The organism is Anoxybacillus sp. ST4 (assembly GCF_019448545.1).
Classification (GTDB): Bacteria; Bacillota; Bacilli; order Bacillales; family Anoxybacillaceae; genus Anoxybacillus; species Anoxybacillus pushchinoensis.
The window spans coordinates 146,687-159,530 of the sequence record NZ_JAHZOE010000002.1 but is presented as its reverse complement, the minus strand read 5'-3'; the positions used below and the strand labels follow the sequence as shown (position 1 = coordinate 159,530).

The 12,844-nt window shown below is 42.1% G+C and carries 11 protein-coding genes; all 11 read right to left on the bottom strand.

Features of this window, described 5'->3' with window-relative positions; genetic code table 11:
• Positions 1-166: 166 nt before the first annotated feature.
• Positions 167-1,195, bottom strand: a complete 1,029-nt coding sequence (locus K1I44_RS02970; RefSeq protein ID WP_219985202.1) for a glyceraldehyde-3-phosphate dehydrogenase — start codon at positions 1,193-1,195, stop codon at positions 167-169.
• Between the two features lie 107 nt (positions 1,196-1,302).
• Positions 1,303-1,905 carry a dephospho-CoA kinase gene (gene coaE, locus K1I44_RS02965; RefSeq protein WP_003397848.1) on the bottom strand — a complete coding sequence of 201 codons (603 nt, stop codon included), beginning with the start codon at positions 1,903-1,905 and terminating at the stop codon, positions 1,303-1,305.
• 12 nt (positions 1,906-1,917) lie between these two features.
• Positions 1,918-2,541 (bottom strand): sporulation membrane protein YtaF, encoded by a 624-nt coding sequence (ytaF, locus tag K1I44_RS02960; protein WP_003397849.1) that lies wholly within the window; start codon positions 2,539-2,541, stop codon positions 1,918-1,920.
• Between the two features lie 67 nt (positions 2,542-2,608).
• Positions 2,609-3,430, bottom strand: a complete 822-nt coding sequence (gene mutM / locus K1I44_RS02955; protein WP_003397851.1) for a DNA-formamidopyrimidine glycosylase — start codon at positions 3,428-3,430, stop codon at positions 2,609-2,611.
• Positions 3,431-3,447: 17 nt separating this feature from the next.
• Complete coding sequence (gene polA, locus K1I44_RS02950) at positions 3,448-6,075, bottom strand: DNA polymerase I (RefSeq protein WP_003397852.1); 2,628 nt, start codon at positions 6,073-6,075, stop codon at positions 3,448-3,450.
• Between the two features lie 194 nt (positions 6,076-6,269).
• Positions 6,270-8,033 carry a two-component system histidine kinase PnpS gene (gene pnpS, locus K1I44_RS02945; protein ID WP_219985201.1) on the bottom strand — a complete coding sequence of 588 codons (1,764 nt, stop codon included), beginning with the start codon at positions 8,031-8,033 and terminating at the stop codon, positions 6,270-6,272.
• Positions 8,026-8,742, bottom strand: a complete 717-nt coding sequence (locus K1I44_RS02940) for a response regulator transcription factor (protein WP_003397854.1) — start codon at positions 8,740-8,742, stop codon at positions 8,026-8,028. Before K1I44_RS02940 ends, pnpS begins: the two co-directional genes overlap by 8 nt.
• A gap of 89 nt (positions 8,743-8,831) precedes the next feature.
• Positions 8,832-9,296, bottom strand: a complete 465-nt coding sequence (locus tag K1I44_RS02935; RefSeq protein WP_003397856.1) for a MaoC/PaaZ C-terminal domain-containing protein — start codon at positions 9,294-9,296, stop codon at positions 8,832-8,834.
• A gap of 59 nt (positions 9,297-9,355) precedes the next feature.
• Positions 9,356-10,294, bottom strand: coding sequence for a malate dehydrogenase (gene mdh, locus K1I44_RS02930; RefSeq protein WP_219985200.1), 939 nt, complete (start codon positions 10,292-10,294; stop codon positions 9,356-9,358).
• Positions 10,295-10,316: 22 nt separating this feature from the next.
• Positions 10,317-11,591 carry an NADP-dependent isocitrate dehydrogenase gene (icd, locus tag K1I44_RS02925; RefSeq protein ID WP_370627951.1) on the bottom strand — a complete coding sequence of 425 codons (1,275 nt, stop codon included), beginning with the start codon at positions 11,589-11,591 and terminating at the stop codon, positions 10,317-10,319.
• 70 nt (positions 11,592-11,661) lie between these two features.
• Positions 11,662-12,780 (bottom strand): citrate synthase, encoded by a 1,119-nt coding sequence (citZ, locus tag K1I44_RS02920; RefSeq protein WP_219985199.1) that lies wholly within the window; start codon positions 12,778-12,780, stop codon positions 11,662-11,664.
• Between the last annotated feature and the right edge of the window lie 64 nt (positions 12,781-12,844).

Genomic DNA, 12,844 nt, shown 5'->3' with positions numbered 1-12,844 from the left:
ACGGGGGAAAGTTAGTCCAAAGAGGTCCTAACCCTTTAAGTAGTCACATTACCACGCGTTCAAGAAGTTCACGAAAAATAGTATACTTTGTTTATATCTTTTTTTCAATATTGTTTTTTATTTTTTTGTAAAATGGGCATAAAAAATAACGCTGGAATACCCAGCGTTATACATTCGCGACCGCTTCATTTTTCAGCAAGTGTTTGGCGACAAGTTTTGTTAAATCAACAACGCGACAAGAATAGCCCCATTCGTTATCGTACCATGCGAGTACTTTCACTTTCCGATTTTCGATCACCATTGTTGATAATCCGTCGACAATCGCAGAGTGTGGATTTGTATTAAAATCAATAGACACAAGCGGTTCCATCGTCACGTCTAAAATGCCTGTTAGCGACCCGCGCGCTGCTTCCATAAACGCTTCGTTTACTTCATCGAAGGTCACATCTTTTTTCACGTCGACAACGACATCAACGAGCGACACATTTGGTGTTGGAACGCGCAACGCCATACCATGCATTTTCCCTTTCAAGTGAGGCAAGACGAGGGCTAATGCTTTCGCAGCCCCTGTCGTTGTCGGAATGATCGATTGAGCGCATGAGCGAGCACGACGTAAATCTTTATGCGGATTGTCAATATTTTTTTGGTCATTTGTATATGCATGAACCGTTGTCATCAATCCGTTTTCAATGCCAAAAGCTTCATCAAGCACTTTCACAACAGGTGCTAAGCAATTCGTCGTACACGAAGCGTTGGAAATGATGATGTGCTCTTTAGAAAGCATATGTTCGTTTACTCCCATCACAATTGTCACATCTTCATCTTTACCTGGTGCTGTTAAAATCACACGCTTCGCTCCTGCTTCCACATGCATCATCGCTTTTTCTTTCGCATTAAATTTTCCTGTCGCTTCAATGACGATATCGATTTGAAGCTCTCCCCACGGCAATAACCGCGGATCACGTGAATTGAGTAACTTTACTTTTTTCCCCTTTACAATGAGACCATCTTCAACCGGAACGACTTCTCCGTCAAATTTGCCATGATTCGAATCATATTTTATTAAATGAGCTAACGTTTCAGGCGGATAGCTCGCATTAATCGCTACAATCTCAATGTCATGTTCCATTATAGCTTTTCGGAATACCATGCGCCCAATGCGTCCGAATCCGTTAATCGCTACTCTCGCTTTCATTATATAGCCCCTTTCAATATATGTGTTATACTATTTATCCGTTATTCACAAAAATAGTATAACATTTTTAAGGTGTTTATGCTATAAAAAAATAAAAAAAGGGCATCCTATTTTTTTAGGACACCCCAACGCATTAAACATGCATGCAATTGTCGTTTCGTTTCTTCAATCGTTCCGTTATTATCAATAACTGCATCGGCTTTCTTTCTTTTTTCTTCAAGTGGCATTTGTGCTTTCATGCGCACCCATGCTTCTTCAACGGAAAAACCGTTACGCCCACAAAGACGCCGCAGCTGCGTTTGTTCGTCTACATATACGACAAGAATGCGATCAACGAGATGCTCTAATTTACTTTCGAATAAAAGCGGGATATCAAGAACGACCGCTTTTTTCGCTTGTTTTGCATATTGCTCTTTTTGTTGTAGCATATGTTTCCGAACGAGCGGATGAACGATCGCATTCAACTCATTCCGTTTTTGTTCATCAGAAAATACGATCGCCCCAAGCTTACGCCGATCAATCGCCCCGTTTGCATCTAAAATGTCGCGCCCAAACGTTTCGACAATCGGCCCATATGCCTCACCGTCAACCGCTGTAACACGGTGGGCGATTTCATCTGCATCGATGACAGGAATATGTAAGTCGCGGAACATCGCTGCGACTGTACTTTTTCCGCTCGCGATGCCCCCAGTTAATCCAATCGTTAACACGACTGTCACCTCTTATCTCATTTTAAAAATACCGAGCACAATGAGCATAATCCCAGGTAAAAACGAATATTTTTGCATCCAGCCAGATGTTCCAAACGACTTTCCAATTTTCAAACCACTAAATAAAAAGCAGAAGCTAAGCAAACAAACGAGAAACGTAGTAAACGTCAATGAATAGTTTAAAAGCGCCGCGCTCACCCCTGCGCCAAACGCATCAAGTGATAACGCTACACCTAAAAATACCGCTTCCATCCCTGTAATCGTACCTGATCGGTCAAAATCGGCCATCGTCGGTTTTCGTAAAATTTGAATGACGATACCGAGCGAACGAATTTCTACATTCATAATAAACTTTTCTTCGTTCTCATCTCGTTTGAGCATAAATTGAATAATCATCCATAGTCCTAATAAAATTAATATACTTCCACCAATGGCGTTTGCAGCAGTTGGTGAAAAGAACACATACATGATGCGCCCAATGCCCATCGCAACTAAAAAAGTCATACATGAACAAAGCGAAATAATGAGCAATGAACGAAGCGGAATATGTACACCCCGCATGCCATACGTAATGCCGACAGTCAAACCGTCGATGCTCACAGCTAAAGCAAGCAAAAATAACGACCATGTAACCATATGCGCTCGCCCCTTCCTTTAAACAGCTACCATAGTATATGGAAGGAGCCTATGCAATGTTCTTCTTCTATTTTTGACACGTTTCACAATAATGTGTACCGCGATTGGCGACGACCGTTTTTATAATTAAGTTGCCACATCGGCGGCACGGCATATTGGCGCGACCGTAAACATATAATTCATTTTGAAATGTTCCCGACTTTCCTTGTGTATTCACATACGTCCGAACTGTACTTCCCCCCTTTTCAATCGCTTCCCGCATCGTCTCAATCATCGCTTTATGCAATGCTTCAATTTCTTGTACAGTTAACGTCGCAGCTACACGTTCAGGGTGAATAGATGAACGAAATAACACCTCGTCCACGTAAATGTTTCCTAATCCTGCGACCACCGTTTGATCAAGCAATGTCGCCTTCACCGTTCGTTTTGTCCGCTTTAGCTGATCAGTAAGCCACGATGCTGTAAATTGTTCGTCTAACGGCTCACGACCGATGTTGGACAAAGGGGGGACATGACATTCGTCCCCTTTATCGAATAAATGCATCGTGCCAAATTTGCGCACATCGCGATAACGAAGTTCCGTTCGATCAGTAAACGTGAAAAAAATGTGCGTATGTCGATCAAATGGCGCATGTTCATCTTCATATATGTAACGTCCTTCCATACGCAAATGCGAAACGAGCACGACGTCATCCAGCTGAAATATTAGGAATTTGCCGCGGCGGTGAATGTCGTGAATCGTCTGTCCTTGCAGACGCTCACAAAACGTCTCTACATCGGGATATTGAACGATCTTTTTCCAATGCACTTTCACCTGTTCAATCGTCTTGCCTACAACGAGCGGCAAAAGCGTACGTCGTACTGTTTCCACTTCAGGTAATTCTGGCATGCTCGCCCACCCTTTCGTTACTTCGCATCATACCATGTCGGTCCAAAATGATAATCGACTTTTAACGGAACACGTAATGATACGGCATGTTCCATCACATCCGGAACAATGTTTTTCAACCGTTCAATTTCTTCTTTTGGCGCTTCCAAAATGAGTTCGTCATGCACTTGCAACAGTAAGCGCGCTTGCATTCGTTCTTCCCGCAACCGCTCGGCTAAATCAATCATTGCTTTCTTTATAATATCTGCAGCGCTACCTTGAATTGGCGTGTTCATAGCTGTCCGCTCGGCAAAACTGCGGACGTTGAAATTGCTGCTAGTAATATCCGGCAAATAACGACGTCGGTGAAGCAACGTCGTCACATACCCTTTTTGCTTCGCATCTTGCACGATTTCTTCCATATACTTTTTCACACCCGGATAACTGTGGAAATAGCGTTCGATAAATTCAGCCGCTTCTTTACGTGTAATACCTAAATTTTGTGACAATCCATAGTCGCTAATTCCATAAACGATACCGAAATTAACCGCTTTCGCTTGACGGCGCATATGGGCAGTCACTTCATCTTCTGCCACATGAAAAATGTCCATCGCCGTTTTCGTATGAATGTCCAAATCTTGATGAAACGCTGCAATTAAATTGTCATCATTAGCTATGTGGGCTAGAACACGCAACTCAATTTGTGAGTAATCAGCAGCAAAAATGACCCAATCATCAAAAGATGGAACGAACGCTTGGCGAATTTTTCTCCCTTCTTCAATGCGAATCGGAATGTTTTGTAAATTCGGTTCCGTTGAACTTAAACGCCCTGTTTGAGTTAACGCTTGTTGAAAAATAGTATGCACTTTTCCTGTATCTTGACGTACCACTTTCATTAACCCTTCTACGTACGTCGATTGTAATTTTCCGAGCTGGCGATAATGTAAAATTTGTTCAATAATTTCATGGTGTGGTGCTAACTTTTCTAACACATCAGCAGATGTCGAATACCCTGTTTTTGTTTTTTTCACGACTGGTAACTGCAATTTTTCAAATAAAATTGTTCCGAGCTGTTTCGGAGAATTGATGTTAAATGTTGTCCCTGCTAGTTCATAAATGCGTTGCTCAATTTGGTGAAGTTGAGCGGCGAACTCTTTCCCCATATGCTGTAAACGTTCAACGTCCACTTTCACCCCACGAAATTCCATTTCACCTAAAATGAATGTAAGTGGCAATTCTAAGTTAGTAAGTAGCTCAAATTGTTCATTTTGCTTTAATTCATGAATATACGTTTCCTTTAAAGAAAGGATCGCTTTTGCCTTTCTTACAAGATGTTCAGCTAATACATTTACCGATGGAACAGCTTGTTTCGCCCCTTTCCCATATACTTCTTCGTCGCTTTGTACATCTGTATATTGCTTTGTTTTTGCAATGGCCGCCACATCCCCATTCGCATCCGTCGGATTAAGCAAATAGGCGGCTAACAATAAATCGAAATCAACGCCTTTTAGCTCAATACCGTGCCATTTCAACGCTACAATGGCACGTTTCGCATCGAATACACTTTTTTTACATTGCTCATCTTCAAGCCATGTTCGAAATGCAGTTGAAGCGAACGCCACATCTGTCGGAATAAAAAAGTATCCGCGCTCATTGGCAAGCGCAAAACCGAGAATAGGGGCACGATGATAATTCGCATCCATCACCTCGACGACAAGGGCGCTTTCCTTCGTCAACATATGCTCCTCAATCGCTTGAACTGTCACAAAAGAGACGTCCGATAAGTTCGTTTTTTCATGCGCACGTTGACCAATTTTATCCATAAGCGATGTAAAGCCGAGCTCCTGAAATAACGAAGCAACGCGCTCCACATCATATGATTGCCATGCTAGTTCATCGAGCGACAACGTTAACGGAACGTCGCGATGAATCGTTGCTAACTGTTTGCTTAACAACGCCTGTTCACGATATGTTTGCAAATTCTCCTTTAGCTTTTTTCCTGAAATATGTTCAAGCGATGCAAGTACATGTTCAACTGTTCCGTACTCCTTTAATAATTTTAACGCCGTCTTTTCCCCAACCCCAGGGACTCCCGGAATATTATCCGACGCATCTCCCATTAGTCCTTTTAAATCAACAATTTGCGCTGGCTTTAATCCGTATTTCTCGAACACGTATTGTGGCGTATATCGCTCTAAATCCGTCATTCCTTTTTTCGTCACGTGCACATGAATACGCTCAGATACTAATTGCGTTAAATCGCGATCCCCTGAAATAATGATGACGTCAAAACCTTCTTTTTCCGCTCGCGTAGCTAACGTTCCGATAATATCGTCCGCTTCGTAATTTTCAAGCTCATACGTGCGAATGTTATATGCAGCGAGCAGTTCACGCAAAAACGGAAACTGTTCCGATAGTTCCGGAGGCGTTTTTTGTCTCCCGCCTTTATATTCCGTATATACTTCATGACGAAATGTCGTTTTCCCTGCGTCAAACGCAACGAGCATATGCGTTGGCTTTTCTTCTTCAATGAGTTTCATTAACATCATTGTAAAACCGTAAATCGCATTTGTATGAATGCCTTTGTCGTTATGTAAGAGCGGCAACGCAAAAAAAGCACGATAAGCGATGCTGTTGCCGTCAATAAGCACTAGTTTGTTTGCCAAACCGAAAACCCCCCTCTTTATTCACTTATGCTTATTTTACCACGATCATTGCCAAAAAAGAAAAAAGACGAGAACATTCGTTGTCCTCGCCTATTCCAAGACAATCGGCTTCTTGGATGAAGGGGTTTTCACATCTTATGTTATCAACATTTTTTTAATATATAGTAAACCGTTTGTAAATATATCGTTAAAAATCATTCATCTACACACGCATCGACGCGAAAATGAACGGTAAACGTCGTCCCTACCCCAACTTCACTTTTTACAGAAATTGTTCCATGATGCGCTTCTACTAAATGTTTAACGATAGCTAAACCAAGACCTGTTCCCCCTGAATTGCGACTTCTTGCTTTATCTACACGATAAAATCGCTCAAAAATGCGCGGAATTTCCTTTTGTTCAATGCCTATCCCTGTATCGCTCACATGAACATGTAGCTGCTTGTCCTCTTTCTCAACACGAACTGTAACACGTCCACCAGTTGGGGTATAAGCAATCGCGTTGTTAATTAAATTAATAAAAATTTGTTTTAATCGGTCCAAATCGCCGTACATGTAACAATGTTGAGCATTCGAGGACCATTCCAACGCGATTTGTTTATCGGTCGCTTTCCCCTCTAGCATAACAATAACTTCTTTTAATACTTCATGTAAATCAACGACAGATACATTTAACGTGAACCCTTGTTGTTCGATTTTCGACAAATCTAGCAAGTCTTGAATTAAATGTTGCAACCGCTCGCTTTCTTTCAAAATAATTGTTAAAAAATATTCGAGCGTTTGAGCATCATGCATCGCTCCATCTAACAACGTTTCAGCAAAACCTTTGATAGACGTAATTGGAGTTTTTAACTCGTGCGAAACGTTTGCTACGAAATCTTTCCTCATTTGTTCAAGCTTTTTCAACTCAGTAATATCATGGAATACAACAATAATTCCTTTCCATTCATCATTCGTTCCAATAATGGGCGTTCCGTATACTTCAAAATGTTTTCGCTCAATATCAACAGGAAGAAGCAATTGTTTGCGGACATTGATTTCCATCATAAATATTTCTTCTACAAGCTCAATGATTTCTTTATGCGGAAACGCCTCATAATATAAGCGATGGACGTAGTCAGACGGATCAACATGAAACATTTCTTTATACGCGCGATTCATGAGAGAAATGTAGCCTCGCTGATCGATTAAAATTAAGCCGCTCCCCATATTTTCGATGAGGGCACGCAAGCGGTCTTGTTGCATTTCTTGCATCCGTACCATCTCCTGCAAATTGCGCGCCAAAATGTTTAACGACTGACTAAGCATCCCTGTCTCATCTTCCCGACTTTCGTACGTTCGCGCTTTATAATTGCCGCGCGCAAGCTCCATCGCCACTTTTGTTGCAGCTTCAATCGGTCTTGTATATTGATTTGTAATTTTAATTCCCAATAAAAGAATAATGAAAAAAGCGATGCTCAAACTGAATGTAAGCAATAGCCAAATTTGTTCATTGACACGCTCGATCGCATACATAGGCAAGCTGATAACAATATATCCAATTTGCTTATTTTTTTGCCAAAACGGAACAGCGTAATAATATAAATCTTGTTCTTCTTCAAAAACAACTGATCGTTTCTCTTGCTTCAACACCGTTTGAATCATTTTTTTATGACGTTTTTCGTCAATCGATACGTAGTTGTCTGTATCGAGCAGCACCGTTCCATCATGATCGACAATCGTTACGCGAGCAGACAACATATCGCTAATGGCGCGCAATCGTTGTTCAAACGTCGAGGAGTGAAGGGATTCGTTCCCCATATATAACGCTAAAAGCTTAGCCTCTTTCTCCATTCGATCATGTACAGTATCTAAGTAAAACTTTTGGAAAAGTTGTCCTAACAGCAACCCGAGCCCAAATAAAACGGATAAAATGACCGAAATAAGCCCGAGCAATAGCCGGGAGCGAAACTTATTCATCCGCTTTCGGCTCCTCTAGTTTGTACCCTAACCCACGTATCGTTTTAATGTATAGTGGCTTGCGCGTATCCTGTTCGATTTTCTCACGCAAATGGCTAATATGCACATCAACAATGCGCGTATCTCCGGCAAAATCATAGTTCCACACTGCACTTAATAACTGATCACGCGTCAACACGCGCCCTTTATATTTCGCTAAATATGCCAACAATTCAAATTCCTTTGGAGTAAGTTCTAATCTCTGTTCTGCAAAATACGCTTCATAGCGATCAGGGAATATTTTTAGTTGTCCGACAACGAGCGAATCGTCACTATGTTCTTGCTTTTCCTCTTGGCCATGGATCGCTGTTCGCCGCAAAATCGCTTTTACACGCGCAACGACTTCACGTGGACTAAACGGTTTTGTCATATAATCGTCAGCACCTAATTCAAGTCCGAGCACTTTATCGAATTCATCATCTTTTGCCGTCAACATTAAAATCGGGGTCAATACCTTTTGTTGACGTAGTTGTTTACACACTTCAATGCCGTCTAATTTCGGTAACATTAGATCGAGAATGATAAAATCCGGACGCTCGTCTAATGCTTTATTGAGTCCCTCTTCCCCATCATAAGCTGTCAATACGATAAATCCCGCTTGTTTTAAATTGTACTCTAACAACGTGACGATCGACTGCTCATCGTCGACAACTAACACACGTTTTGACATAGCCATCCTCCAACAACGTAAATTTGTTACATTTTTATTATAACGAGTTATTTTAAAAGATAAAAATAAAAAAGAGGCAGCGCCCCTTTTTAAAAATTATCTAATGCTTTCTCTTCAATAAACGGATATGGTGGAACGACACGCAACGTTCCAACTAATACTTCTTCTCCATCTCTAACAGCTTGAACTGAAACATGAATTTCATTATTTTCTTCATCAACGTGAGTTACTTCAAATAAAAATTCAACATGTTCGTAATGATACACCGGCCGTTTAAATTCAATCGTTTTGGAAACAATATGGCTTCCTGGTCCCGGCAAATATTTTGAAATCGCTGATGTAATCAATCCTGTTAACATGATCGCCGGTACGATTGGACGCTTCAATGGCGTTTGTGATGCGTAGTCGTGTTGAATATAAAGCGGATTCGCATCGTTCGTAAGCCCTAAGTATAACAACAAGTCTTTATCTTCGATCGCCTCCGTTAACATAAGTTTCTCACCAACGGATATGTCCGAAATTAACCTTCCAATTTTACGCTTTTTCCCTAACATCCTTCTTTCCCCCTTTGTTTGACCATATACAAAAATTCGGGGGAACCCCCGAATTTTTGTTATTGTAATACGTTCATTACATTTTTCACCGACTCAACAGATTTTGCTAATGCCGCTTTTTCTTCCTCTGTTAACTCGAGCTCAATAACTTTTTCGATTCCGTTGCCACCTAAAATCGTTGGCACACCTAAATAAATACCTTCATATCCATATTCGCCTTCTAAATAAGCGATGGCTGGAAGAACTCGGCGCTGGTCTTTTACGATCGCCTCAATCATTTCCGCGAGGGACGCAGCTGGCGCATAATACGCGCTACCATTGCCAAGCAAGTTGACAATTTCACCGCCGCCTTTACGTGTCCGTTCGACGATGGCGTCTAAACGTTCTTTCGGAATTAGCGTTTCAAGCGGAATGCCACCTGCGTATGAGTAACGGACAAGCGGCACCATATCGTCGCCATGACCGCCTAAAACAAATCCCGTAATGTCTTTGACAGACAAATTCAATTCTTGTGCAACAAATGTACGGAAACGTGCGGTATCTAACACACCAGATTGACCGATGACACGATTTTTCGGAAAGCCGGATTCTTTAAATACTGTATATGTCATCGCATCGACCGGATTGGTTAATACGATAATAAAGCAGTTCGGTGAGTATTTAACGACTTCTTTCGTTACAGCTTTCATAATGTTTTGATTTGTCGTTACTAAGTCGTCACGACTCATCCCTGGTTTGCGTGCAATCCCCGCAGTGATGACAACGATGTCCGAATCAGCTGTATCCGCATAATCCGACGTACCAATAATGTTGGCGTCAAAACCAAGAACTGGGCTTGACTCAAGCATATCGAGCGCCTTGCCTTTTGTCGGATTTTCCAATTGTGGAATGTCGACAAGAACGATATCTCCTAGCTCTTTTTGCGCTAAAATAAACGCTGTTGTCGCTCCCGTAAATCCAGCACCGATAATTGAGATTTTTTTACGTTTCATACCCACGTTCTTCCATCCCCTTTTTCGTTTATTCGCCCATATTTCGAATGAGAGCATCCGCAAATTCAGAGCATTTCACTTCTGTTGCACCTTCCATTAAGCGCGCAAAATCATATGTGACCACTTTAGATGCAATTGTTTTTTCCATAGAGTCAATAATGAGTTTTGCTGCCTCGTTCCAACCGAGATGTTCAAACATCATGACACCAGATAAAATGACAGACGACGGGTTCACTTTATCTAATCCTGCATATTTTGGTGCTGTGCCATGCGTTGCTTCAAAAATGGCATGACCCGTTTCATAGTTAATGTTTGCACCTGGAGCGATACCGATGCCGCCTACTTGTGCTGCAAGCGCATCAGAAATGTAGTCGCCATTTAAGTTCATCGTTGCAACGACATCAAACTCGCGTGGACGAGTTAAAATTTGTTGCAAGAAAATATCTGCAATCGCATCCTTAATAATGATTTTTCCTGCTGCTTCTGCTTCCGCCTGCGCCTTGTTTGCAGCTTCTTTTCCATCGGTTTCAACGATGCGGTCATACTCCGCCCATGTAAACACTTGATCGCCAAATTCTTGCTCAGCTAATTCGTAACCCCAGTTTTTAAACGCACCTTCTGTATATTTCATAATGTTTCCTTTATGAACGAGCGTCACCGATTTGCGACCGTGTTCAATCGCATATTTAATTGCTGCTCGTACTAATCGTTTCGTTCCTTCTTCCGAAATTGGCTTAATGCCGATGCCTGACGTTTCAGGGAAGCGAATTTTGCGCACGCCCATTTCGTTTTGTAAGAAATCGATAACCTTCTTCACTTCCGGTGTCCCTTTTGCGTATTCAATTCCAGCGTAAATATCTTCCGTATTTTCACGGAAAATAACCATGTCCGTATCTTCAGGACGCTTGACTGGCGAAGGAACTCCGTTAAAATAGCGAACCGGACGAAGACATACAAACAAATCGAGCTCTTGACGAAGCGCAACGTTCAACGAACGAATTCCGCCTCCTACCGGAGTTGTCAACGGCCCTTTAATCGCAATTATGTATTCACGAATCGTGTCGAGCGTTTCTTGCGGCAACCATTCACCTGTCAATTTAAACGCCTTTTCACCAGCAAGTACTTCTTTCCAAACGATTTTTCGCTCACCTTTATAAGCTTTTTCAACAGCTGCTTCTAATACGCGAGAAGCGGCCGCCCAAATGTCCGGACCTGTCCCGTCCCCTTCAATGAATGGAATAATTGGATAGTTTGGAACGTTTAATACCCCGTTTGTAACCGTAATTTTTTCTCCTTGCATCACAATAACGACCTCCAAATCATGTAGTGTAAAAAGGTGAGAAAGGCGAGTTTCCCACCTTGTAAAACCTTCATTATGCGCGTTCTTCAAGCGGTACGTACACTTGTCTCGTCGGTCCTGTATATTCTGCACGCGGACGAATGAGACGATTGTTTTCGTACTGCTCTAAAATGTGCGCGAGCCAGCCTGACATGCGGCTAATAGCGAAAATTGGTGTGAATAAATCATGATCAATTCCTAAACTATGGTAAACAGAAGCTGAGTAGAAGTCAACATTTGGCGGCAATCCTTTTGTCGATGTGACGATCTCCTCGATTTTCACCGACATGTCGTACCAATGTGGTTCGCCTGTCAACTTCGTCAATTTTTCAGACATTTTCTTTAAGTGTTTCGCACGCGGATCTCCGTGACGATACACGCGATGGCCGAAGCCCATAATTTTTTCTTTGTTGTTTAATTTGTTATGAATGTACGTTTCTACGTTTTCAAGCGTGCCGATTTCCGTCAACATTTTCATTACCGCTTCGTTCGCTCCACCGTGAAGCGGCCCTTTCAACGCTCCAATCGCCGCTGTAATGCCTGAATATACATCAGACAAAGTAGCAACACAGACGCGCGCTGTAAACGTTGACGCATTCAATTCATGGTCAGCATGAAGGACGAGCGCCTTATTAAACGCTTCAACAGCAATTGGATCTGGCTCTTTTCCTGTCAGCATGTATAAAAAGTTTGCTGCGAAACTTAAATCTTTGCGCGGCTGAACAGGCTCTAATCCTTTGCGAATGCGCGAAAACGCAGCAACGATCGCCGATACTTTCGCCTGCAAGCGAATCGCTTTTCGATAGTTCGCTTCCGGATTCATCGCTTCCGCCTCTTCATCGTACAATCCAAGGAATGAAATGGCTGTACGAAGCGCAGCCATCGGATGCACTTGATCAAGCGGGTACATTTTAAAATGATCAATAACTTGTTGCGGAATATCAGCATTTTCTGCTAACTGCTTTGTTAGCGTTTCCACTTCTTCTTTGTTCGGTAATTTGCGATGCCAAAGTAAATAAACAACCTCTTCAAACGTAGCGTGTTCCGCTAAATCATCGATATTATACCCAACATATGTGAGCGTATCATCGATGATTGAACTAATGGTGGAAGTGGTTGCAACAACCCCTTCGAGACCGCGAGTTACTGTCATGTTACATCTCTCCTTTTCTCTTTTATTCCCCTTTTCCCATGTTGATGCACGTCGGTGAGCGCTT